The organism is Novacetimonas cocois (assembly GCF_003311635.1).
GTDB lineage: Bacteria > Pseudomonadota > Alphaproteobacteria > Acetobacterales > Acetobacteraceae > Novacetimonas > Novacetimonas cocois.
The window spans coordinates 1-24,380 of record NZ_QEXL01000004.1 but is presented as its reverse complement, the minus strand read 5'-3'; the positions used below and the strand labels follow the sequence as shown (position 1 = coordinate 24,380).

At 67.8% G+C, this 24,380-nt stretch carries 19 protein-coding genes; 4 read left to right on the top strand and 15 right to left on the bottom strand.

Annotated elements, in window-relative coordinates; all coding sequences use genetic code 11:
- Positions 1-25: 25 nt before the first annotated feature.
- Genes NJLHNGOC_RS03820 through gltX form a run of 8 tightly spaced genes read right to left on the bottom strand, consistent with a single transcriptional unit; the run spans position 26 to position 12,301 of the window.
- Positions 26-1,750 carry a S41 family peptidase gene (locus tag NJLHNGOC_RS03820; protein ID WP_113595197.1) on the bottom strand — a complete coding sequence of 575 codons (1,725 nt, stop codon included), beginning with the start codon at positions 1,748-1,750 and terminating at the stop codon, positions 26-28.
- On the bottom strand, positions 1,747-4,023 hold the full coding sequence (locus NJLHNGOC_RS03815; RefSeq protein ID WP_113595196.1) for a ribonuclease R family protein: 2,277 nt from the start codon (positions 4,021-4,023) through the stop codon (positions 1,747-1,749). Before NJLHNGOC_RS03815 ends, NJLHNGOC_RS03820 begins: the two co-directional genes overlap by 4 nt.
- 2 nt (positions 4,024-4,025) lie before the next feature.
- Complete coding sequence (gene topA / locus NJLHNGOC_RS03810) at positions 4,026-6,803, bottom strand: type I DNA topoisomerase (protein ID WP_113595195.1); 2,778 nt, start codon at positions 6,801-6,803, stop codon at positions 4,026-4,028.
- Positions 6,804-6,825: 22 nt separating this feature from the next.
- Positions 6,826-7,983: a DNA-processing protein DprA gene (dprA, locus tag NJLHNGOC_RS03805; protein ID WP_113595194.1), complete on the bottom strand. Its 1,158-nt coding sequence runs from the start codon at positions 7,981-7,983 to the stop codon at positions 6,826-6,828.
- Entirely contained in the window at positions 7,980-8,630 is a 651-nt protein-coding gene (gene plsY, locus NJLHNGOC_RS03800) for a glycerol-3-phosphate 1-O-acyltransferase PlsY (protein WP_113595193.1), read from the bottom strand. The genes dprA and plsY overlap by 4 nt, the downstream gene beginning before the upstream one ends.
- Entirely contained in the window at positions 8,627-9,922 is a 1,296-nt protein-coding gene (locus NJLHNGOC_RS03795) for a dihydroorotase (protein WP_113595192.1), read from the bottom strand. The genes plsY and NJLHNGOC_RS03795 overlap by 4 nt, the downstream gene beginning before the upstream one ends.
- Positions 9,919-10,905, bottom strand: coding sequence for an aspartate carbamoyltransferase catalytic subunit (locus tag NJLHNGOC_RS03790; RefSeq protein ID WP_275399376.1), 987 nt, complete (start codon positions 10,903-10,905; stop codon positions 9,919-9,921). The genes NJLHNGOC_RS03795 and NJLHNGOC_RS03790 overlap by 4 nt, the downstream gene beginning before the upstream one ends.
- On the bottom strand, positions 10,898-12,301 hold the full coding sequence (gltX, locus tag NJLHNGOC_RS03785) for a glutamate--tRNA ligase (RefSeq protein ID WP_113595191.1): 1,404 nt from the start codon (positions 12,299-12,301) through the stop codon (positions 10,898-10,900). Before gltX ends, NJLHNGOC_RS03790 begins: the two co-directional genes overlap by 8 nt.
- Before the next feature lie 255 nt (positions 12,302-12,556).
- Here gltX and NJLHNGOC_RS03780 point away from each other — a divergent pair, with 255 nt between their 5' ends.
- Complete coding sequence (locus tag NJLHNGOC_RS03780; RefSeq protein WP_239021327.1) at positions 12,557-14,698, top strand: ComEC/Rec2 family competence protein; 2,142 nt, start codon at positions 12,557-12,559, stop codon at positions 14,696-14,698.
- Between the two features lie 16 nt (positions 14,699-14,714).
- Here NJLHNGOC_RS03780 and nth read toward each other — a convergent pair whose 3' ends face one another.
- Positions 14,715-15,377: an endonuclease III gene (nth, locus tag NJLHNGOC_RS03775; RefSeq protein ID WP_206059709.1), complete on the bottom strand. Its 663-nt coding sequence runs from the start codon at positions 15,375-15,377 to the stop codon at positions 14,715-14,717.
- A 240-nt stretch (positions 15,378-15,617) separates the two neighbouring features.
- Between nth and NJLHNGOC_RS03770 the strand changes: the two genes are divergently transcribed.
- The gene (locus tag NJLHNGOC_RS03770; protein ID WP_113595188.1) at positions 15,618-17,432 is read left to right on the top strand and encodes an ABC transporter ATP-binding protein; all 1,815 of its coding nucleotides are present in this window, start codon (positions 15,618-15,620) and stop codon (positions 17,430-17,432) included.
- Between the two features lie 51 nt (positions 17,433-17,483).
- Here NJLHNGOC_RS03770 and NJLHNGOC_RS03765 read toward each other — a convergent pair whose 3' ends face one another.
- From NJLHNGOC_RS03765 to hisB, 6 genes are all read right to left on the bottom strand, one after another.
- Entirely contained in the window at positions 17,484-17,861 is a 378-nt protein-coding gene (locus tag NJLHNGOC_RS03765; RefSeq protein ID WP_113595187.1) for a histidine triad nucleotide-binding protein, read from the bottom strand.
- A gap of 111 nt (positions 17,862-17,972) precedes the next feature.
- A complete protein-coding gene (locus NJLHNGOC_RS03760; protein ID WP_113595186.1) occupies positions 17,973-18,425 on the bottom strand; it encodes a phosphoribosyl-ATP diphosphatase in 453 nt (150 codons plus the stop codon).
- A 41-nt stretch (positions 18,426-18,466) separates the two neighbouring features.
- Entirely contained in the window at positions 18,467-19,228 is a 762-nt protein-coding gene (gene hisF / locus NJLHNGOC_RS03755; RefSeq protein WP_113595185.1) for an imidazole glycerol phosphate synthase subunit HisF, read from the bottom strand.
- Positions 19,228-20,574, bottom strand: coding sequence for a 1-(5-phosphoribosyl)-5-[(5-phosphoribosylamino)methylideneamino]imidazole-4-carboxamide isomerase (gene hisA, locus NJLHNGOC_RS03750; protein ID WP_113595184.1), 1,347 nt, complete (start codon positions 20,572-20,574; stop codon positions 19,228-19,230). The genes hisF and hisA overlap by 1 nt, the downstream gene beginning before the upstream one ends.
- Before the next feature lie 6 nt (positions 20,575-20,580).
- Positions 20,581-21,252 carry an imidazole glycerol phosphate synthase subunit HisH gene (gene hisH / locus NJLHNGOC_RS03745; protein ID WP_110560341.1) on the bottom strand — a complete coding sequence of 224 codons (672 nt, stop codon included), beginning with the start codon at positions 21,250-21,252 and terminating at the stop codon, positions 20,581-20,583.
- Between the two features lie 133 nt (positions 21,253-21,385).
- Positions 21,386-21,982, bottom strand: a complete 597-nt coding sequence (gene hisB, locus NJLHNGOC_RS03740; protein ID WP_110529138.1) for an imidazoleglycerol-phosphate dehydratase HisB — start codon at positions 21,980-21,982, stop codon at positions 21,386-21,388.
- Between the two features lie 378 nt (positions 21,983-22,360).
- On the opposite strand from hisB, the gene NJLHNGOC_RS03735 reads away from it, so the two are divergent.
- Positions 22,361-22,960 (top strand): nitroreductase family protein, encoded by a 600-nt coding sequence (locus tag NJLHNGOC_RS03735; protein WP_113595183.1) that lies wholly within the window; start codon positions 22,361-22,363, stop codon positions 22,958-22,960.
- Positions 22,961-23,081: 121 nt separating this feature from the next.
- Positions 23,082-24,260 (top strand): 5-demethoxyubiquinol-8 5-hydroxylase UbiM, encoded by a 1,179-nt coding sequence (gene ubiM / locus NJLHNGOC_RS03730; RefSeq protein ID WP_239021326.1) that lies wholly within the window; start codon positions 23,082-23,084, stop codon positions 24,258-24,260.
- The last annotated feature ends 120 nt before the right edge of the window (positions 24,261-24,380 follow it).

Here is a 24,380-nt window from a genome sequence, read left to right as displayed (position 1 = left end):
CATGCAGGAATAACACAATATATTGCTATTCCGGCCCGGCGTGAGCGGGCGGGGTCGCGGGATCGTCGGGAATGGTCGCCAGCGCGGCGCGGTATTCCTCCGGATTATCCAGCAGGGAATGGGCGGCATCAAGGTCGTTGTCCGTGCCGATCGCGGCGGGACAGGACTTGCGGATCGCCAGCGTGTGCGACACCTCCACCGGAAAGCGCGTCAGGCGGGAGGCATGGATCCATGCGGTGCTGTCGGCATTGCCGCTGGCAAGGTCCTGCAACTGCTGTTCAAGGTTCGCCTCCCCCAGGCTGGAACAGACCTGCGGCATGACCCCCAGCCCCTGCAGCGGCCAGCCCAGCGGCGCGAGAACCCGACTCCATGTCACGAACAGCTCCGCCCCGTTGGGCATCTGTCCGATGGTCTGGACCAGCCCCTTGCCCAGCGTGGCGCTGCCGACCACGACGGCGCGTTTCTGGTCCGCCAGGGCCGCGGCCAGGATTTCCGCCGCGCTGGCGGTGCGTCCATCGACCAGTATGACGATCGGCAGCCCGTTGGTCATGTCGCCGCCCTGCACCGCCCAGACATGGTTGGCCTGCGGGTCGCGTCCCTGCGTGATCGCCGCCACCCCGTGGTCGAGCATCAGCGCCGACGTCGTGACCGCCTGCTGCAGCACGCCGCCGCGATTGCCCCTCAGGTCGAGGATCAGCCCGCTCAGGTGCGCGATGTTCATGGCCTCGTCGAGGTACTGGCTCATTTCCTCGGCGGTGTTGGCGGAAAATGCCGTGATGTGCAGGACGACGTGATGTCCGCTGGTATAGGCGAAGACCGTTTCCGGCGGGACGGATTCCCGACGGAGCGAGACGGTCGTGCGACGCCGCCCCGGCGCCCCGACCAGCAGCCGCACCATGCTTCCCGGCGCCCCCTGAAGCCATGTGGTGACCGTCTCGACCGAACGGTCCTGCGTGGAGCGCCCGTTGACGGCATAGATGACCTGCCCCGCCGAAAGGGAGGTCGGCCATGCCGGGCCATTCGCGTTGACGGCCGTGATGATGATGGCGTGATGGTCCAGCCCCAGCGTCAGGCCCGCGCTGGCGGCGCCCCCGCTGCGGATGTCGCGGTCCGATGTCGCGGCCTGCGGCGCGACATAGCGCGAATAGGGGTCGAGGTGATTGAACAGTTCGTCAAAGAATCCCTGCAGCATCCCGTCCTGGCCGGTCGCGCGCATGTCCGACGAACGTTCCCACGCGGTTTCCATCATGCGCGTGATGACGTCCGTCCATCCCTGCAGGTCGTCGGCGGCGGGACTGGCGAGCGCAAGGACGGTATGCTGGGCCACCGACAGGTGCAGCATGCCATGCTGTTCCTCCACCGTCAGGGACGGGTCGATTGCGCTCAGCCCGTTGAGACCCCACAGGCTGAAATCGTGGACCGTATGGCTTTCCAGCGTGCGGGGCAGCAGGAAGGACAGGCTGGCCTGCACGACAGACGATGTCAGGGCAGGGTCGAAATGTTCGCCCGGCGCGTCCGCCGCCTGCGCCGGCAGGGGCTGCGGGGTGGCCGGGGCGGCAGGGACCAGCGGGTCATCGGCATAGGCGGCGGTCGTAAGGCGCGCGACGACAAGGATCATGATGAAGGTGTCGCGCGGCACCTGCAGCATCATGCGCAGCCCACGCGACTTTTCAGCCATGGGCGCGCGCGTGATGGTGATGGAGACCATCGCGCACAGGGGGGGCAGCAGGGAACGGGTGCGACGCTTCATCCGCGCCGCCTGCGCGCACGCGGGCGTGGCGCGTCCACCCGCGCGACATCATCGGGCAGGGCGAACAGCAGCGCGCCCGTCAGGGCCGAGGCCTCGGTCAGGCGCGGCGCGATTTCCTGGCCCAGCCGGAATGAAAGCCCGCTGTGCCGTCCCGTCAGGGACTGCGTGACCTCGTCATGCTGCCACTGGTCCGTCGGCAGCGCCGCCTGTGGCAGCAGTCCCGTCGTGCCGGTCGCGTCCAGCGTCACGAAGATGCCGAAACGCGACACGCCCGTGACCCGGCCCGTCATCACGCTGCCGATTCGCCCCGACAGCCACGATGCGGCATAGCGTTCGATCGCGTCGCGTTCCGCCGCCGCCGCGCGGCGTTCGGTGGCGGTGACGGCGCGGCCGATTTCCTCCAGCTGGCCCAGCGCCGCGCGCCCGTGATCCGGGCCGCCACGTTCCAGCCCCGTCGCGTCAATCAGCGCATGGTGCGTGACAAGGTCCGCATAACGGCGGATCGGGCTGGTGAAATGGGCGTACGATGTCAGCGTCAGGCCGAAATGCCCGATGGGATCTGGGCTGTATTCCGCCTGGTTCTGCGCCCTGAGGATCAGTTCATTGACCAGGGGCGCGCACGCACTCCCGCGCGTCTGGCGCAGCACGGCATCAAGGTCGGATGCCGTGATCATGCCGGCAGGCGGCAGCCGCACGCCAAGCGTGTCGAGCGCCGTGCGCAGGGAATCGAGCTTTTCGGGCGAAGGAGGGGCATGAATCCGATAAAGGCACGGATAATGACGGTTTTCCAGTTCCCGCGCGGCGGCGACATTGGCCGCGATCATGAATTCCTCCACCACGCGGTGACTGTCGAGGCGCACGCGCGGCCCGATCGTGCCGACATGCCCGTCGGGCGTCAGCGTTACCCTGCGTTCCGTCAGGTCGAGGTCAAGCGTCCCGCGCCGCGCCCGTGCCGCCGCCAGCACGCGCCATGCCGCGAACAGGCATCCGATCATCCCTTCCGGCAGGGCGGCGGTCGTGCTGTCGTCATGGCCGTCGGCTGCGGCCTGCGCCTGTTCATAGGTCAGGCGCGCCGCGCTGCGCATCAGGCCGCGTCCGAAGCGGTACGAGGTGATGGCGCCGCCCGCATCGACATGGAGTTCCACGAACAGGCAGCCGCGATCCTCGCCAGGGCGGAGCGAGCACCATCCGTTCGACAGGGCCTCGGGCAGCATGGGGATCACGCGGTCCGGGAAATAGACCGAATTGCCACGCCGCAGCGCCTCGCGATCCAACGCGCTGCCGGGACGGACATACCAGCCGACATCGGCGATGGCGACCAGCAGGCGAAAGCCCGTGCCGTCCGGCTCGGCATAGATGGCGTCATCAAAATCCCGCGCGTCGGCCCCGTCGATGGTGACCAGCGGCACATCGCGCAGGTCCGTGCGTCCCGCCGGCGGCACGGCGCGCGCGGCTTCGGCTTCGTCGACGGCGCGGGTGGGGAAGGCAAGGGGGATGTCGTGGGCGCAGGCGCACATCAGGCTGATGGTGCGCGCGCTGTCCGCCGGACCGATCCGTTCGACAATGCGCGCGGGATGCAGGCCCGGCCCCGACTGGGGCAGGGGCATCGCCATGACGATTTCGTTGTCGGGGGCATCTATGGCCTCCCCGGCGGGAATGCTCCATTGCGCGCGGGCGCGGCGGTCTGCCGGGATCAGGCGTCCGGCCTCGCGATAACGCGCGGGCGTGCGGGCGGCATCGGGATCGTCGGGCGGGGTGGCGCGGTACAGGCCGACGATCCGGGGTGGTGCCTCGTCAATGCGGCGCAGGGTGCGGCCTTCGTATTTGCCCGGCCCGATCTTCTTCAGGCGCGCGACCACGCGCTCCCCCGGTGCCAGGGCGGGACGGCCCCGGACCTCGGCATGCATGAAGATGACGGGGGGCGCGCCCGCCTCTTCCCATATGACGGGACGCGCGATCGGGTCGCCGTCGGGATCGGTGCCGGTAACCTGCACCACGGCGGATTCAGGCAGGCGGTCTGAGGCACGGAAACGCCGCGCACCGGCCGGAGCCACGCTTCCTTCCAGCGCCAGTTCGCGCAGCATGTCGCGCACCGCCGCCCTGTGTTCCGGCCCGAGGCCGAAGGCACGGGAAATCTCGCGCTTGCCCACGCGTCCCGTCGCATTCGCGATGAACTGCCGCACGGCCTCGCGCCCGGGCATCTGTCCCGTCCCGTCCCGCGGGGTTTCGGTTCGCATGTCCGGCACCGCGTCGGACGGGCGCGGCTGTCGCATCGTCAGTCGGCCTTGTCCGTCGGGGCGTCGGCCGCAGCGTCGGTCGGGGCATTGGCCGGGGCCTTGCGGCTTCTGGTGGCGGTCGCCTTTTTCGGGGCCGCCTTTTTCGTGGTGGCCTTTTTCGCGGCGATCCTGCGCGCGGGCTTCTTCGCCGGGGCCTCTCCCTCCGCCGTGTCAGCGCCATCAGCCGTTTTCGACGCCTTCGCCTTGCGCGTCGTGGTCTTTGCCTTCGCCTTGGTGGTCTTGCCTTTCGCCTTGGCCTTCAGCGGCTTGCCCTTTTCCGCCAGCAGGGCCAGCGCCTCGTCCATCGTAACATCGTTCATATCCTGCCCGCGCGGCAGGGTGGCGACAATCTGCCCATGCTGGACATAGGGGCCAAAGCGGCCCTTGCGCACCATCACCGGCTCCCCGTCCTTGGGGTGCGGGCCGATGGTGCGGATGGAGGCAAGCTTTTTCGCCAGCGCGTCGACCGCGCGGTTCAGCCCCACCGTCAGGACATCGTCATCCTTGTCGAGCGACCCGTAAACCGCCCCCATCTTCACATAGGGGCCAAAGCGGCCAAGTCCCGCCTCGATCGGCTCTCCCGTTTCGGGATGGATGCCCACGATGCGCGGAAGCGACAGCAGGCCGAGCGCCTGTTCCAGCGTGATCTTGTCCCCCTCGATCCCGCGCGGGATGGTCGCGCGCTTGGGCTTGGCCTTCTTGTCCTCGGGGTCGGGTTCGCCAAGCTGCACATACAGCCCCCACGGCCCGCGCCGCACGGTGACTTCCGGGCCGCCATCGGGCGCGCTGCCAAGGACGCGCATCCCTTCCTTGAGGGAATCCGCGTCCTCCGCCTCCTTGGGATCGACCACGAGGCGGCGGGTGTACTGGCACGTGGGATAGTTGGAACAGCCGATGAATGCGCCGTAACGCCCCAGCTTAAGCCCCAGCCGCCCGGTATGGCACGCGGTGCAGACGCGCGGGTCGCCGCCATCCTCCCTCGGCGGGAAGAAATAGGGGGCAAGGTCCGCGTCCAGCGCGCTGATGACGTCGGAGATCTTGAGGTCTTTTGTCTGGTCCACCGCGTGGGAGAAGTCGGTCCAGAAGGCCGACATCACGTCGCGCCAGTTCGCCCGCCCGCCCGAAATATCGTCAAGCTGCTCCTCCAGTCCCGCCGTGAACTGCGTATCGACATACCGTTCAAAGAAGGAGGTCAGGAACGCGGTGACAAGCCGCCCGCGATCCTCGGGGATGAAGCGGCGGTTTTCGAGGCGGACATAATTGCGGTCGCGCAGTACCGTCAGGATGGAGGCATAGGTGGAGGGACGGCCGATGCCGATTTCCTCCATCTTCTTGACCAGCGATGCCTCGGAATACCGTGGCGGCGGCTGGGTGAAATGCTGGTCCGCCGTGACGTCCCCGCGTCTGAGGCCGTCGCCCTCGCCCATGGCGGGCAGCATGCGGTCCTGATCCGAATCCTCGTCCGTCTTCGTCGCGCTGTCGTCGCGCCCTTCGCTGTAGAGGCGAAGGAACCCATCGAACGCGATCATCGACCCCGTCGCGCGCAGGGTGCAGCGTCCCTGCGCATCGCGGATGTCAACCGCCACCTGGTCGAGTTCGGCCGACTGCATCTGGCTGGCGACGGAGCGTTTCCAGATCAGTTCATACAGCCGCTTCTGGTCCGCGTTGAGGTAACGCGCCATGTCGGCGGGCGTGCGGCGCACGTCGGTCGGGCGGATGGCCTCGTGCGCTTCCTGCGCGTTCTTGGCCTTGGTGGAATAGACGCGGGCCTTTGCCGGCACGTAATCGTCGCCGAACGTCCGGCCGATATGCGAACGGATCGCGCCGATGGCCTCGCCCGCCATCTGCACGCCGTCGGTTCGCATATAGGTGATCAGGCCGACCGTCTCGCCGCCGATATCGATGCCTTCATACAGCTGCTGGGCCGTGCGCATCGCCACCTGCGCGCCCATGCCGAGCTTGCGCGACGCCTCCTGCTGCATGGTGGAGGTGGTGAAGGGCGGCGGCGGGTTGCGCTTGACCTTGCGCCGTTCCACCGCGCCGACGCTGAAGCTGCCGCCTTCGACCGTGGCCTTGGCGGCCATGGCGCGGGCTTCGTCATTGAGGTCGAACTGATCGAGCTTGCGCCCGTCAAGATGCGTCAGCCGCGCGGTGAAGGACGCGCCCTTCGGCGTGGCGAAGATGGCGGTGATCGACCAGTATTCGCGCGGGCGGAAGACCTCGATCTCCGCCTCGCGCTCGCAGATCAGGCGCAGGGCGACGGACTGCACGCGGCCCGCGCTGCGCGATCCCGGCAGCTTGCGCCACAGCACGGGGGAAAGCGTGAAACCGACGAGATAGTCCAGGGCACGCCGCGCCAGATACGCCTCGATCAGCGGGAAATCGAGGTCGCGCGGATGCGCCATGGCGGTCTGGATGGCGCTTTTCGTGATCTCGTTGAAGGTCACGCGCTGCACGTCTACGCCCTTGAGGAGGTTTTTCTCCTCAAGCATGGAGCGGACATGCCACGAGATCGCCTCCCCCTCGCGATCAGGGTCAGTCGCCAGATACAGGTGCCGCGCCCCGCGCAGGGCACGCGCGATCGCCGCCATCTGCTTGGCGCCGCGCTCGTCGGCTTCCCACACCATGGCGAAGCCCTCGTCCGGGCGCACGCTGCCATCCTTGGGCGGCAGGTCACGCACATGCCCGAACGAGGCGAGAACCGTGTAGTTGTCACCCAGATACTTATTGATCGTTTTCGCCTTGGCTGGCGATTCGACCACCACGACGTCAGTCATTGTGTCTCCGGATCACGCTTTATCAATCCATCGGTTGTCCGTGGCCATGCCGGGGGGCGGAAGACAGGACGACCATGTCCCCCGCAAGGACGTCGATCAGGCCCGACATTTCCATTTCCGACAGCACCGCAAGGACGGTTGCCGTCGAGAACTGGCAGCGCCGTACGATATCGTCAACACTCGATGGCGCGAAAGACAGCAGTTCACGTACCGCCTCATGCGCCCCGCGGGCGTCCATCCGGGGGGCGGAAGGGGCGTTTTCCGCCATTTCCGGCAGGGTCGGCGCGGGATTGGCGACTGGCATGAAAAGAGGCGGCGATACAGGCCCCGACGGCAGTTCGCGCAGGATGTCGCGCTCATTCTCCGTCAGGACTGCGCCCTGGCGCAAGAGGTCGTTGCTGCCATGACAGCGCGGGTCAAGCGGGGAACCCGGAACCGCGAACACGATCCTGTCATAGTCGAGCGCCATGCGCGCGGTAATCAAGCTGCCGGAGCGAAGGGCCGCCTCGATCACCACGCAGCCAAGGCTGATTCCCGCGATCAGGCGGTTGCGGCGCGGGAAATGCCGCGCCTGGGGCACGGTGCCGGGCGGGGCCTCCGTCACCAGTGCGCCATGCTGCGCGATTTCATGATGCAGGCGGGCATGTTCGGGGGGATAGGGACAGTCCAGCCCGCCTGCGATGGCGGCCACGGTGCGGCGCGCGGGCAATGCGCCACGATGGGCGGCGGCGTCGATTCCGCGCGCCAGCCCCGACATGACGCACACCCCCGCCGCCGCCAGCATGACGGACAGGCTTTCGGCGATGCGCATCCCGCCGGAGGAGGCATTGCGCGCGCCCACGACGCCCACGACCCGCCCGCGCATCAGCGCGGCATCCCCCATGACCGAAAGCACCGGCGGCGCGTCTGGCACGATGGCAAGGGCGGGGGGATAGTCAGGATCGCCATGGACAATGACGCGCCCGCCGATCTGCGCCGTGCGCTCCATCTCCCGCGCGATGTCATCGGCGCAGGGCACGCGGTCGGCGTCGCGCCCGCGCAGCAGGACGTCAAGTGCGCCCGCGGCGGAGCCATGGACGCGGATCAGGCGGTGATAGGAAACCGGGCCGATGCCCCGCGTGCGCGCCAGCCGCAGGCACGCGGCCACGGTGGCGGCGGGGACAGGGCCCGGCCCGTTCATTTGCCGCCCTGGTTGCCGCCCTGGCCGATCCGTGGTTCGGTGCCGGTAAAGATGCGGGTGATGTTGGCGTGATGCCGCGCAAGGATCAGCAGCGCGATCAGCACGCCCGACAGGTAGGTGGGCGATGAAAAGGGGATATGGCCCGGCCAGATCATCAGCAGGGGCAGGGCCGCGAACGCCACCAGCGCCCCGGCGGACGATATCTTCGTCACCTTGGCGAAAATCAGCCACACGGCGCAGCAGCACAGCCCGATGGCAGGCGACAGGGCGATCATGCTGCCCAGCCCCGTGGCGACACCCTTGCCGCCCTTGAATTTCAGCCATACCGGAAAGCAGTGCCCGGCCACCGCGCAGGCCGCCGCCAGCGCCTCTGCCGCGCCGGTATGGAAGGGACACAGCACGAAGGCGCAGAACACCGCGAACGCGCCCTTGGTCGCATCAAGGACAAGCGTCCCCGCCGCCAGTTTCCTGTTGCCGGTCCGCAGGACGTTGGTCGCACCGATATTGCCCGACCCGATCTGGCGGATGTCACCCTCCCCCGACAGGGCCGTCAGCACCAGCCCGAAGGGAATGCTGCCGATCAGGTAGGACAGGAACCCCACCCCCGCCATGAGCGGCAGGTCATAGGAGGGAATGCCGTAAATCATGGCGCGTCCAGCCCGAAGACCTGTCGCCCGCCCTTCCATGTCGCCAGCACCCGTCCCTCCAGCGCGCGTCCGTCAAAGGGGGTGTTCTGCGCCTTGCCGGGTAGTTCGCCGGCCTCCACCTTCCATGCGCGTTCCGGGTCGAACAGGCACAGGTCGGCCGCGGCCCCAGCCGCCAGCGTCCCGGCCCCGCTGCCCAGCAGGGCGGCGGGACGGTGCGTCAGCAGCCCCAGCGCGTCGGACAGGGCGAGGTTGCCTGCATGCACCTGCGCCAGCGTCACCGACAGCAGCGTGGCAAGGCCCGTTCCCCCCGCCGCCGCGACGGCGAAGGGCTGGCGCTTGTCATCGGCGTCGCACGGCGCATGGTCGGAGGCGATGGCGTCGATCGTCCCATCGGCCAGCGCCGCGCAGACCGCCCTGCGATCCGCCTCCGCCCGCAGGGGGGGCGACAGCTTGGCATAGGTGCGGAAGTCGCCGATCACCGTCTCGTTCAGGTCGAAATAGGGCGGCGCGGTGTCGCATGTGACATTCAGGCCGTCCGCCTTGGCCTGCCGGATCAGGTCCAGCCCTTCGGCGGTGGAGACATGGCCGAAATGCAGCCGCCCGCCCGTCATGCGCGCAAGGCGCAGGTCGCGCGCGATCAGGATGGCCTCCGCCGCCGGGGGAATGCCCGCAAGGCCAAGGCGCGTCGCCAGTTCCCCATCCGTGGCACAGCCGCCACGCGCCAGCGCCGGGTCCTCGGGATGCTGCACCACCATCGCGCCGAACGCGCGGGCATAGGTCAGGAGCTGGCGCATCAGGCGCGTGTCGGCAATGGCGCGGATGCCGTCGGTGAACGCCACCGCCCCGGCTTCGTTCAGAAGGCCGATTTCCGCCATCTCGCTGCCTTCGCACCCGCGCGTCAGCGCGCCATAGGGCAGGATGCCGATCATGCCGGTTTCCTCGCCCCGCGTGCGCAGCAGGCGCACCAGCGCCGGGTCGTCGATCGTCGGCAGGCAGTTCGGCAGCACGGCGATCGTCGTGATCCCGCCGGCGACCGCGGCCCGCGCGGCCGACGCCACGGTCTCGCGGTATTCGAATCCCGGCTCCCCGATGGTGACGCGCATGTCCACCAGTCCGGGGCACAGGACCATGCGCCCGTCGCCACGCACGATGGCCGCGCCTTCGGGCGTGCCTTCGGCCTGCGGCAGGTCGATGCCCGCGATCACGCCATCGCGCACCAGCAGGCGGCCGGGCCGGTCCACGCCGCTGGCGGGATCGATCAGGCGCACATTTTCAAATATGGTCGCGCTCATCGCATGTCCTCCCCGCGGGAGAGGAGGTCGAGCACGGCCATGCGCACCGCCACCCCCATCTCGACCTGTTCGCGGATGACGCTCTGCTCGGAATCGGCGACGCGGCTGTCGATTTCCACCCCCCGGTTCATCGGGCCGGGATGCATCACCAGCGCGCCGGGCCGCGCCAGCGCCAGGCGTTTTCCATCCAGCCCGAAGAAGCGGAAATATTCGCGCGGGCTGGGGACCTGCCCGCCCTTCATCCGTTCGCGCTGGATACGCAGCATCATCACGACATCCACGTCGCGCAGCCCGTCTTCCATCGTGTGGTAAACCTCCACCCCCAGCGCGGCGATGGCGCGCGGCACCAGCGTCGGCGGACCTACGACGCGCACCTTGCAGCCCATCGCGCACAGCAGGTGAATGTTCGAACGCGCCACGCGGCTGTGGCTGACATCGCCGCAGATCGCGACCGTCAGGCCGTGCAGCCCGCTGAAATGGCGGCGGATCGTCAGCGCGTCGAGCAGCGCCTGCGTCGGGTGTTCATGCGTCCCGTCACCCGCGTTGACGACGCTGGCCTCCACCTTCTGCGCCAGCAGGGCGGGCGCGCCGGACTGCGAATGGCGCACCACCAGCAGGTCGGTGCGCATGGCGTTCAGCGTCGCGGCGGTATCCAGCAGCGTCTCGCCCTTGTTGACCGAGGAATTGGCCACCGACATGTTCACCACGTCCGCGCCCAGCCGCTTGCCCGCCAGTTCAAAGGACGTGCGGGTGCGGGTGCTGTCCTCGAAAAACAGGTTGATGAGCGTCCGCCCCCGCAGCAGGTCGCGCGGCGTCTTTCGCGAACGGTTCAGCAGCGTATAGCTTTCGGCGAGGTCGAGGATCGGGGTGATTCGTGTCGGGTGCATGCCCTGCACCCCCAGCAGGTGCCGGGGGGACGCGCGAAAGAACTGCCCTCCCGTCGCGCGTGGAGGAGCGGGGGAGTGTGTCGCGCGTTCATTCATGGGCAACCGCCTTGATCCGGGCGAGGACTTCGTCGCGGCCCAGCGCGAGGAGCGTGTCATCGATGCCGGGCGACATGCTCGACCCCGTGACCGCCGCGCGCAGCGGCTGCGCCACCTTGCCAAGCTTGAGTTCGTTTTCCTCTGCGAAACGGCGCAGCGTCGCGTCGATGCCCGGCCCGTCGAAGGGGGACAGCGCCTCCAGCTGTGTCGCAAGGCGTCCCAGCATCGCGCGGTTTTCGGGCGTCAGCAGCTTCTGCGCCTTCGCCTCGAACGGCAGCGGGATGGAACGGCCGAGGAAGGCTGCGTTTTCCGCCAGTTCCACCAGCGTCTTGGCCCGTTCCTTCAGCCCCGGCATCAGCTGCAGCACGCGCGCGCGCGTCGCGTCACTGGTGTCCACGCCCTCGACCTGCGACAGGCGCTCCATCACGTCATCGGTCAGGCGCGTGTCATCGGCCCGGCGCATCCACACGCCATTGATATGCAGAAGCTTGGCATAATCCATGCGCGAGGGGGAGCGGCCCACCCCGTCAAGGTCGAACAGTCTGATCTGCTCGTCCCGCGACAGGATTTCCGCGTCGCCATGACCCCAGCCAAGGCGCAGAAGGTAGTTGTTCAGGGCCTCCGGCAGGTAGCCCATTTCCCGGAATTCCACCACCGACTGCGCGCCGTGGCGCTTCGACAGCTTGGCGCCGTCAGGGCCGTGGATCAGCGGCAGGTGGGCGAATTTCGGCAGGTCCCATCCCATCGCGCGATAGATCATCGCCTGACGGAAGGTATTGGTCAGGTGATCGTCGCCACGGATGACGTGCGTGATGTCCATGTCATGGTCATCGACCACCACCGCAAGCTGATAGACCGGGGTGCCGTCGGCGCGCAGGATGATCATGTCATCAAGTTCGGAGTTGGCGACCCGGACCTCGCCCTGCACCAGGTCGTGGATGACGGTCTCGCCCTCGTGCGGGGCCTTGATGCGCACGGTATAGGGCGCATCCTTGGGCGCGTCGGCGGGATCGCGGTCGCGCCACATGCCGTTATAGCGCGGGGGCCGGCCCTCGGCCATCGCCGTCTCGCGCATGTCCTTCAGTTCCTCGGCCGTGCAGTAGCAGCGATAGGCCAGTCCGCGTTCCAGAAGTTCATGCGCGACCTGCGCATGGCGTTCCTGCCGGGTGGACTGGAACACGGGTTCCTCGTCCGACTGGATTCCCATCCATGCAAGGCCGTCGAACAGCACATCCACCGCCTTCTGGGTGGAGCGTTCGCGATCCGTATCCTCGATGCGGAGGAGGAAACTGCCGCCGTGATGGCGGGCATAGAGGAAATTGAACAGGGCGGCCCGGGCGTTGCCGATATGCAGCAGGCCGGTGGGGCTGGGGGCGAAGCGTGTACGGACAGTCATGAAACGGCTCCTTAGCATGTGTTGGGTCCAGCCAACAGGGGGCAGGTGCGTCCGGGGCGGCCGATATCGCGTCCGGCGGCCATGATATATACGGGCGAATCGTCCCATCCTTCCGCCCAACCCTGACGGAGCAGCCTTATCCCCGATCCTGCGTCCCCCCGCGCCCCGTGGTGGCTTGTCCGGGCGCTGCCCGCGTGGCTGGCGGCGCGACTGTGGCAGCAGCGCGCGCGGCTGGCATTGTGGCTGCCGGTGGCAATGGGGGCGGGGAACGCGGCGTATTTCAGCCTGTCGCGCGAACCCGGCCCCCTGTGGGTCGTGGTCGCCATCATGATCTGTGCCATCGGGGCGGGGCTGCTGCGCTGGCGTGGCGGACTGCTGCGCACGCGCATTGGCGTGGGGCTTTCATGCGCAGCGTGTTGCGGTTTCCTTGCCGCATGGGGGGGCGCGCACCGTGCGGCGCCTTTCCCCGACCTGCCCCGCCGCGCCACCCATATCGAGGGACAGGTCATGTCGGTGGAGGACCTGCCTTCCCCCACAGGCGCAATGGTGCGCCGGGTGGATCTGGCGCATGTGCGCCTGCGCGATGGCATCGACGCGGACATGCCGCCGATGCGCCGCACGATCCGCCTGCGCCTGCGCACCGATGACGCACCGGGCGGGGACGCACAGCAGGGCGCGCAACGGATCACGCCCGGGCGCTGGCTTACGGTACGCGCGATGCTGCGCCCGCCGATGCCGCCTGACCTGCCCGGCGGGTATGATGCACAGCGACGGGCGTGGTTCACCGGCATCGGGGGTTCGGCCCGCGCGCTGGAGGCGCCACGCATTCGTGATGCTGGGCCAAATGATAATGGCCCGGGTGATGCTGGTCCGGGTGATGCTGGCCTGCGTGATGGCGGGGGCGCCGCGTGGCTGGAGGATGCGCGCACCCGAATCGCACGCCGGATCATGGGGGTGCTGCCCGATGGGCGCGGGGCCATGGCGGCGACGCTGCTGACAGGGCGCGGGGGCGATGTCTCCCCACGGATGCGCGCGGACTTCGCGGATTCGGGACTGGCGCACCTGCTGGCGGTCGCGGGGCTGCATCTGGGGATCGTCATGGGGATCGGCATGGCGGTCACGCGGGGCGCGCTGGCGCTGTCGGAACGCGCGTCGCTGTTCTGGCCCTGCCGGCAGATCGCGGCGGTGGCCGGGCTGGGGCTGGGATGTGGCTATGTCGTGCTCACGGGCGGGCACCTGCCCGCGCAGCGCAGTCTGGTGATGGCGGCGATCGCCACGCTGGCCATCCTGACGGGACGGCGCGTGGTCTCCCTGCGCTCCCTCGCGCTGGCTGCCGCCATGCTGCTGCTGATCGAGCCGGAGGAGATGCAGGAACTGCCGATGCAGATGTCGGTGGCGGCCGTCATGGCGCTGATCGCGGGGGGCGAGGCCTGCGCCGCGTCCCTGCGCGCCCTGCGTGACGCGCCGGTGGCGTGGCATCGCATGGCCGGGCGGATCGCGCGCCTGGTGCTTGCCAGCGTGCTGGCGGGGACGGCGTGCCTGCCGGTGGGCATGGCGCATTTCGGCAATGTCGGGGCGTGGTTCGTGCTCGCCAACCTGATTGCCGTGCCGCTTGCGGCGCTGTGGATCATGCCCTTCGGCCTGCTGGCGCTGATGCTGATGCCGTTCGGGCTGGACGGGCTGGCGCTGGTGCCGATGGGCTGGGGGAATGCTGTCGTCATCTGGCTGGCCCATCATGTCGCCGCGTGGCCGGGCGCGCATGTCGCGGTGCCACGGATGCCGTCATGGGGGCTGGCGCTGTTCTTTGCCGGCCTGTGCTGGCTGTGCCTGTGGACGCTGCGTTCGTGGCGGCTGTGGGGATGCGTGCTGATTGCCAGCGCCCTTGTCACGCCGTGGCTGGCGCGCCCGCCCGATCTGGTGATCCCGGCGCAGGGGCGCATGGTGGCGCTGCGCGACGGGGGCCGCCTGCTGGCGGGGCCACGGGGGCATGTTGACAGGTTCATCGTGGATGACTGGACGCGCGTGCTGGACCTGGCGGCAGGGGAACTGTCCGATGACACTGTGACGCCGGACGGGCGGGTTGCCTGCCGTGCGGGGACATGCGTGCTGGTGCGGCATCATCGCCACATCATCGTGCAGCTGCATGAAGGTGGCGGGGAGATTGCGTGCGCACAGGCGGATTTCGTGGTCAGCCTTGGCGTGGATCGCGCCCCCTGTCCCGGCGTGCCGCGCATTGATCCGCTTGTGCTGTGGCGATCGGGCGCGCAGGCGCTGTATGTCAATCGCGATGGTGGTATCGGGGTGCTTTCCGATCGCGCCACGCGGGGCACGCGCCCGTGGGTGATGGGGCCGGGCCAGCACGGGACGCCCAACCTGCCGATGGCCCGCGCCGAATAGGTTGTCCCCGCCGTTTTCAGGCTGTCGAGGCGGAGGCGTCGTTGCGGATGTCTTCCTTCAGGCGGTACTGGCATGGGTCAAAGGCGGGGCAGCGCCAGCATTCGGGCCTGCGTGCCTTGCACACGTAACGGCCATGAAGGATCAGCCAGTGATGGGCCGGGCGCAGCATATCGGCCGGGATGCGTCTGATCAGCTGCTCCTCCACCGCGCGGGGTGTTGTGCCGGGGGCAAGGCCCGTGCGGTTGCCGATGCGAAAGATGTGGGTATCCACCGCCATCGTGCTGTCGCCAAAGGCAACGTTCATTACCACGTTCGCGGTCTTGCGCCCCACGCCCGGCAGGGATTCCAGCGCCGCGCGGTCATGCGGCACCCTGCCGTCGAACCGGTCCAGCAGCTGCTGCGACAATGCGACGACGTTGCGCGCCTTTGTCCGCCACAGGCCGATCGAACGGATATGCGCGCCCACCTTTTCCTCCCCCAGCGCGACCATCGCGGCGGGGTCGGGGGCGTCGCGGAACAGTCCGACCGTGGCCCGGTTGACCGAGGCATCGGTGGCCTGCGCCGACAGCACGACCGAGACCAGCAGCGTGAAGTCATCCACGAAATTCAGCTCGCTGCGCGCATCAGGGTTGGCGGCCGCAAGCTGTTCGATGAAGGCGCGCACTTCCTTGAGCGTCATGGCGCGCCGGGCGGGTCTGGCACGGGTGCGGGGGGTGGCGTTCATGCAGGGTCCTGCGTCGCGGGAATGGGGTGGACATGTCTTTCTCCACGCTTTGCGGGCTTCTGTAAATCCGTGCCGGTCGCCACTTTGAGGCTTGTTCGGGGCATGGCAGGTCGGATAGTCAGTGCCATTCCCTGACATTATCGCCATATCCCCCGCGCGGCCCCCATGCCGCATGTGCGGGGCATCGGGACATAGATGAGTAATTCCAGCCATACCTCCCGCCCGCTACGCGACCGTGCGCGGCGCACATTCCTCGCGGTCCTCGGCTTTGCCGTCGCGCGGTGGCGGGCGCATCCGCGCCTGCTGGCATGGACGCTGGGCGGGGTGCTGGTCGCGACCCTGACGGACGTGCTGACGCCGCTGCTGGCCGGACGCCTGGTGGATGACGTGTCCCATGGGGCGGGGGATGCCACGCGCGACGCCGCATGGATGGTCGCGGGGCTGGCGGCGCTCGGCCTTGCGGGGGTCATGGGGCGGCGCGCGTCGTACAAGGGGATTACGCACCTCAATGCCCGGGTCATGGAAAGTATCGTCACGTCGGCCTTTGCCCGCGTGCAGCGCTTTTCCAGCGAATGGCACGCCAACAATTTCGCCGGGTCGACGGTGCGCCAGATCACGCGCGGCACATGGGCGATGGATACGCTGGGCGATACCATCATGCTCCTGCTGGTGCCCGAGGCACTGGTCCTGGTCGCGACCACGCTGGTTCTGGGCCTGCACTGGCTGGTGATGGGGCTTCTGCTGGCGGTGGGGTCGGTGGGTCTGGTGGCGCTGTCGGTGACGCTGACGCTGCAGTATGTCGCCCCGGCCGCCCGCCTTGCGAATACGTGGGACACCCGTATGGGGGCGGCGCTGGCGGACGCGGTGACGTGTAATGCCGTGGTCAAGGCCAGCGGCGCGGAACAGCGCGAGGACGCCCACCTGTCATGGATTGTCGGGAGGTGGCGCAGGCGCACGGTGCGTTCGTGGCTGCGGGGCACCAACAGCGCCAACCTGCAGGCGCTGGCGGCCATGGCGATGCGGGTCGGCATGATCGCCGCCGTCGTGGCGCTGTGGGCGCGGGGGCGGGCCAATGCGGGGGACGTCGCCTATGTCCTGACGATGATGTTCGTGGTGCAGGGATACCTGCGCGACATCGGACAGCAGATTTCCATCGTCCAGCGTTCGGTCAATGAAATGGATGAACTGGTCGCCCTGTTCGCGCGTCCGCCGGGCGTGCGTGATCGCCCCGGCGCGGGGGCGATGCAGGTGACGCGGGGGCATATCCGCTTTGAACATGTCACTTTCGGCTATGCCGGACAGGGCGGCGCGCCGCTGTTCTCCGGGCTGGACCTCGACATCCCCGCAGGCAGCCGGGTCGGGCTGGTGGGGCCGTCGGGTTCGGGCAAGACGACCCTGACGAAACTGCTGCAACGCCTGTATGACGTGCAGGGCGGGCGCATCACGATCGACGGGATCGATATCGCCACCGTGACGCAGGCCAGCCTGCGGGCCAGCATCGCCATCGTCCAGCAGGAACCGCTGCTGTTCCATCGTTCCCTGCGCGACAACATCGCCTATGGCCGGCCTGACGCCACGCCTGCCGAAATCATGCACGCCGCGCGGCTGGCCAACGCGGCGGGGTTCATCGAACGCCTGCCACACGGGTACGCCACCATGGTGGGCGAACGCGGGGTCAAGCTGTCGGGCGGGGAACGCCAGCGCATCGCCATCGCCCGCGCGTTCCTGAGCAACGCGCGCATCCTTGTCATGGACGAGGCGACATCAAGCCTCGATTCCGAATCGGAACAGCTGGTGCAGCAGGCGATGGAGCGGCTGATGGCGGGGCGCACGGTGCTGGTGATCGCCCACCGCCTGTCCACCGTCGTGGGGCTGGACCGCATCATTGTCTTCCGCCACGGAAAGGTGTGCGAGGACGGAACCCATGCGGAACTGATCGCGCGTCCGGGCGGGCTGTACCAGCGCCTGTTTTCCATCCAGGCCGCGGGACAGGCGCGGGTGGACGCCTGAACGCGCGTCCCGTAACGGGAGGTGGAAGGAGGGGAGAAGCCGTTCGGGGCGTTATTCCGGCAGCATCGGCCCCAGCGCGCGGCCCGCGAAGATGTGGACATGGAAATGCGGGACTTCCTGCCCGCCTTCCTTGCCTACGTTGGACAGCAGGCGGTATCCCGGCCCGTCAACCTGAAGGATGCGCGCCACCTGTCCCACGGCGCGGGTAAAGCCGGTGATTTCCGCGTCGGAGGCATTCTGGCTGAAATCGGCGAAGGAAACGTAAGGTCCCTTGGGAATGACCAGCACATGGATCGGCGCCTTGGGCGCGATGTCATGGAAGGCAAGGACATATTCGTTTTCGTAAACCTTGTTGCACGGCAGTTCGCCGCGCAGGATACGCGCGAAGACGTTCTGCGGATCGTAAGGCACCGTTTCCTTTGTGGCCATGTCTCTTCCTGTCCTCTGTCAGATGCGCGCGGCGGGCGTGGCGCCATTATGCCGCGTGTCATGAATGTATCGCGCGAAACGATGCGCGGGCAGGGGGCGTGCCCCCGGTCGTCACGCCAGCGGGTCGCGGGGGCGGGCGGCCTTTTCCGCGATGCCGCTGGTGCCCTCGCGCCGCAGGAGCTCGGTCCAGACCTCGGCCGGTTCCACACCCGCGTCCACCCACATGACGATCAGGTGGTACAGCACGTCGGCACTTTCGCTGATGAGCTCGTCGCGGTTGCCCGCCACGGCCTCGATCAGGCATTCGACCGCCTCTTCCCCGAATTTCTGGGCGATCTTGCGCCGTCCGCGCGCCAGCAGGCGGGCCGAATGGCTGATTGACGGGTCGGTGCCCCTGCGGGAGCGCACCACATCGAACAGGCGGTCCAGCACGTCGGGCGTCGCCAGCGGCATTTCCTCCAGCACCACCGCCGGGCCGGGCCGGGCGGCGGCCTGCTTGGGCGCGGTCTTCTTCGCCTTGGCGGGCTTGTCGGCGGCGGTCTTGGATTTGGGGGGCTTGGGCATGGTGTCCTCCGTTGGGGGATGAGGATGTGGCGGCGTCGGGATCAGCAGCTCTGGCGCACGGGCAGGCCTGCCGCCGCCAGCGCCTGCTTGACCTGCGGGATCGTGAACTGTCCGAAGTGAAAGACGCTGGCGGCCAGAAGGCCTGTCGCCCCCGCCTTCGCCCCTTCGACGAAATGGTGCAGTTCCCCCACCCCGCCGGAGGCGACGATGGGCACGCGCACCGCGCCACAGGCCGCGCGCAGCAGGTCGAGGTCGAACCCCTTGCCCGTGCCGTCGCGGTCCATGCTGGTCATCAGGATTTCGCCCGCCCCGCGTTCGGCCACTTCGCGGCACCAGTCGATGACATTGCGTCCGGTGGGGGTGCGCCCGCCATGGGTATAAACCTCCCACGATCCATGCCCGTCCGAACGCGCGTCGATCGCGACGACGACGCACTGGCTGCCGAATTTCTGTGCGGCCTCACTGATGAGTTCGGGGCGCGACACGGCGGCGGAGTTCATGGCGCACTTGTCCGCCCCCGCCAGCAGAAGGCGGCGCATGTCGTCGGTCGTGCGCACGCCGCCACCCACCGTCAGCGGCAGGAATATGCGTTCGGCCGTGCGGTTGACGACATCAAGGATGGTGTCGCGGTTTTCATTGCTGGCGGTGATGTCGAGGAACGTCAGTTCGTCCGCCCCGGCCGCGTCATAGACCGCGGCCTGTTCCACCGGATCGCCCGCGTCGCGCAGGGACACGAAATTGACGCCCTTGACCACGCGCCCGTTCTTGACGTCGAGGCAGGGGATGACCCGCAGCTTCAGCATCAGGACAGCACCCGCAGCGCGTCGGCGGGATTGATCCGCCCGTCATACAGCGCGCGCCCGACGATCACCCCCTCGATCCCCGGCGCACGGGTCGTGGCGGCGCGCAGGGCCTCCAGATGTTCAAGGCTGCCGACGCCGCCGCTGGCGATGACGGGGATGTCCAGCGCGTTCGCCAGTTCCGCCGTCTGGGCGATGTCGATGCCCGTCAGCATGCCGTCGCGGCTGATTTCGGTGAAGATCACGCTGGCGACACCCACGTCGCGCATCCGCAGGCCCAGCTCGACCGCCTTCATTTCCGATGTCTCGGCCCATCCTTCGGTCGCGACCTGCCCGCCGCGCGCGTCGATGCCCGCGACGATGCGGCCGGGATACAGGCGGCATGCCTCGCGCACCAGCTCGGGGTTCTTGACCGCGACACTGCCCAGGATGACGCGCGTGATGCCCGCCGCCAGCCAGTGCCCGATGCTGTCGAGGTCACGCAGCCCCCCGCCAAGCTGCACCGGAACGGTGGCGTTGGCGATGATCGCCTCGATCGCCTCGGTATTGGCGGAGCGTCCGGCGAATGCGCCATTGAGGTCCACCACATGCAGCCATCTGCAGCCCGCGTGGATCCATGCCCGCGCCTGCGCGCCGGGATCGTCGGAATAGACGGTGGCATGGTCCATTTCGCCACGGCGCAGGCGCACGCACGATCCGTCCTTGAGGTCGATTGCGGGATAGAGTGTCAGGCTGTGTCCGGTCACGGCGGCATGTCCTGCGGCAGGGATGGGGGTGGAGGTATCCTGTGGATGGGCGGGCACGATCCGTTCGTCATCCTGCAGGCGCTTGGTAAAGAAAAATCCGCTGACGGTCTGTCCGTGCGTGCGGGCATAGCTGGGATGGGTGCCCCAGTGGTGGAATCCATGGGCGCGGAACAGCGCGATGGCGTCTTTCTGCGTCGCGCGGACATCGAGGTTGAGGATCTGGTATCCCATGGCGCGCGCGCACTGCTCCACCTCGGTCAGGAGCAGCCGTCCAAGCCCCAGCCCGCGGGCATAGGGCGCGATATAGAAATGCATCAGCGCCGCGCTCATGGCCTGCGCCTCGTTATTGCGGGGTGGGCGGACAAGCTGGGCCGCGCCCACGATCACGCTGTTGTGGCGCGCCACGAACAGCTGGCGTTCAGGCACCAGCAGCAGCCCGCGGAAATAGCGTTCCAGCACGTCATGCGGTGGCGGGCTGAGCCATCCGAACCCCCCGCCATCAAGGATGGCGGCGTGTGTGGCCTCGCACAGCGACTGCAGGTCGTCTTCCGACAGGACCTGCAGCCGTTCCGTGGTCATTCGCGCGGTGGATGAGGAATTCATGGCGGCCTATGTCGCATCCATGGCGGGCGTGGGCGTCCAGCGCAGGAAGTTGGCAAGGATGCGCAGGCCCACCTGCTGGCTTTTTTCCACATGGAACTGCGTGCCCGCCCGGTTGCCGCGCGCGACGATGGCCGGCACCGTGCCGCCGTAATCGGTGGTGGCCACCAGCGTTGCCGGGTCATATCCGCCCAGCGCGAAGGAATGCACGAAATAGCCATGGGCGTCGCGCGCCAGCCCGTCCGTCAGGGGATGCGCTCCCGGAATGAAGTCGAGCTGGTTCCACCCCATCTGCGGCAGGCGCAGGCCGGGCGCGGACATCAGGCCGATATCCCCCCTGATCCATCCGAAACCCGGCGTGACGCCATGTTCAAGCCCGCGCTGCGCCATCAGCTGCATGCCGACGCAGATGCCCAGAAACGGCGTGCCCGCGTCGGTGGCGGCGACGATGGCGTCCCGCAGCCCGGGCCGGGCCGACAGCCCGGCGGCACAGTCGGCGAACGCCCCCTGTCCAGGCAGGACGATGCGGTCCGCCGACAGCACGTCGCGCGGATCGGCGGTGATGGTGACATTGGCCGCGATGCCGCAATCCTGCGCCGCGCGTGTCAGCGCCCGCGCGGCGGAGGCAAGGTTGCCGCCGTTATAGTCGATGACGACGATGGACTGGGGCAGGGGGGACATCGGGAATCTCACGCGCGGGAGGGGAAAGGGATGGCGTCACGGGCCGGCCATGCGGCATCCCGCCCCATGGCGGCGACGATGGCGGCACGTCGCGTGTCCCGCCACGCCGCCGGGGGCCGGATTCCAAGGACGCTCACAGCACGCCCTTGGTGGAGGGCACGATTCCCTGCGCCCTGGGATCATGTTCGGCCGCCATGCGCAGCGCGCGGGCCAGCGCCTTGAAGGATGCCTCGGCAATATGGTGGCAGTTGCGGCCCGAACGCTGGATGACATGCAGCGTCACCAGTGCGCTCATGGCGAAGGCGCGGAAGAATTCCTCGAACAGTTCGGTATCCATCTCCCCGATCTTGTCGCGGGTGAACTCGACCGACCATGCAAGATAGGGCCGGCCGGAAATGTCGATCACTGCCTCGCTCAGCGCCTCGTCCAGCGGCACCACGGCGCTGCCGTACCGGCGGATGCCGCGCTTGTCGCCAATCGCCTGGGCAAAGGCCTTGCCCAGCGCGATGCCGGTATCTTCGACCGTGTGGTGATAGTCGATATGCAGGTCGCCCTTCGCCCGCACCGTCAGGTCGCACATGCTGTGGCGGCCGAGTGCCGTGAGCATGTGGTCGAAGAAGCCGATGCCGGTATCGATTTCGGTCTTTCCGCTGCCATCCAGGTCAATGGTGACGGTGATGTCGGTTTCGCTGGTGGCGCGATGAATCGTGGCGGTGCGGGATGTATTCATGGTTCTTTCTTCTACAGAAGGCAGGTAACGGAATCCATAGCGTTCCTGCCTGCTGTTCCGGGGTGTTTCGGGGGACGTGGGGCGTTCGCGTGCGCATGTGGCGGGGCGTCTTGTGCCGCTCCCTTGGCTTCGGGTGGCTTCTGCGGCATGGTGCGGTGCGTATCGCACGGGCACGGCCGGATGCGTGGGGCAGGGCGCTGCCGCCCTCAATGGATCACGCGTGCGGGACAGCCGTCGCGCCAGGGAAATGTCGCTGCGGCATGCCGGCGCGGGTCGCCATCGCGCGCGGGCTGCCCCTGTGTGGGCTGTTGCTGTGCCTGCCGGGTCCTGCCTGTCACGTCCCGTGCCACGCGGCCCGTTGCCAGAGGAACGTATGTTATGACGTCACTTGATCTATTGCTGTCACGCTTTTCCACGGACGCGCTGACCCAGCCCGCGCCGGACCCCGCGCAGCTGGAGCGTATCCTGTCCGCCGCGATGTGCGCGCCCGATCACGGACGCCTGCGCCCATGGCGTTATGTCGTGATCCGCGATGACGCGCGGGCGAAGGCCGCCGAACTGATTGTCGCCAGCATGAAACGTCTGGATCCCGATGTGGCCGAAGCCAAGATCGAGAAGCGGCGCGGCCGGTTTTCGACCATGCCGCTGACCATCGCGCTGGGCATGCACCTGCGTCCCGATCACAAGATCCCCCTGATCGAGCAGGAAATGGCCGTGGCTGCCGCCGCGATGAATGTCCTCAATGCACTGCATTTCACGGGATTCGGCGGCGTGTGGGTCAGTGGCGATGTCACATATGACCCGCAACTTGCGGCACAGCTGGGCTTTCCCTCTCCGCACCGGCTGGCGGGGTTCCTGTTCGTTGGAACGCCGTCGCCCGATGCGAAATCCCCCCGCAGGCGGCCGGTCGATGGCTATGTCGCGCAATGGGATGGCGTACCCGTTCATTTCGCGGCGGATGAAAAATCCGCGGACTAGGTCCGCGTAAAACATTATCTGATCCTGCCCTGGGCGAACCCCGGGACCGGATTTTCAGTAAAGCAGCATCCAGGGCCATGCGTGTCATTGCAGGACCATGCAGGTGCAGGAGTATCAGGACGTGCAAAGCGACGTGACGATTATCGGTGGCGGCCCGGTCGGTCTTGCCACCGCCCTTTCACTGGAGGCGCTGGGCCTGTCGGTCACGGTCATGGAACGCGCGCCTGCCTCCACCCTGGCCGAGGCCCCGTTCGATGGCCGTGAAATCGCGCTGACCCATCATTCCGTGGGCGTGCTCAGGAAAATCGGGGCGTGGGCGCACATTCCGGATGTCGCGATTTCCCCCCTGCGTGAGGCACGGGTGGAAACCGGCCGACATAACCATCCCCTGACGTTTGATACACGCGGGCGCGGGGTGGATGCCCTTGGCTATCTGGTATCCAACCACCTGATCCGCCGCGCCCTGTATGCGCAGGCATCCGAACGGCCGGGCATTACGATCCGTGCCGGAACCGCCACGCGATATGTGCGCAACGGGCGGGAGGAAATGACCGTCGTTCATGACGGGGGGGAGGAAAACTCCCGCCTGGTTGTCGCGGCGGACGGCCGGTTTTCGCAGGTCCGCCGGCTGCAGCGTATCGGCGCGGTCGTGCATGATTTCCGCCGTTCCATGCTCGTCTGCCGCATGGCGCACGAATCCCCCCACCACCACGTCGCCACGCAGTGGTTCGACGAAGGGCAGACCATCGCCCTTCTGCCGGTCAACGGGGGGGCATCGTCCGTTGTCCTGACGCTGCCATCCGACCGGATCGAGGCGCTGCGGCATATGGAGCGTGACGCGTTCAACGCCCAGATCATGCAGCGGGTGGGAAATCGCCTCGGGCGCATGCGCCTGGTCAGCACGCGGCATGTCTATCCCCTGCGGGGGGTCTATGCCCATCGTTTCGCAACGCCCGGCTTTGCGCTGGTGGGGGACGCGGCCGTGGGCATGCACCCGATTACCGCTCATGGGTTCAACCTTGGCCTGAAGGGGCAGGAAACGCTGGCGCAGGAAGTTGCCGTCGCCATGGAAAAGGGAACACCGATCGGCAGCCTGTCGGTCCTGCGGCGGTTTGAACGGCGCCATCGCCTCGCCACGGCGCCCCTTTTCGCCGCGACCAATGGAATCGCGACGCTTTACACGCGCGATGAAATGCCTTTCCGCGAACTGCGTCGCGCCGGATTGCGGGTGGCCGACATGCTTTCGCCGTTCAAGAACGCCGTGACCGACATGCTGATGGATCGCCAGAAAACGGCGTAGAACCGCCAGAATACTGTTTTGAAACGGCATTTTGTTCTGGAATGGCAATAACAAACCCGTCGATTTTTTTCATTTTTTGATTGACGGTGGTGATTGGTGACCGTATATCCCCGTTCACCG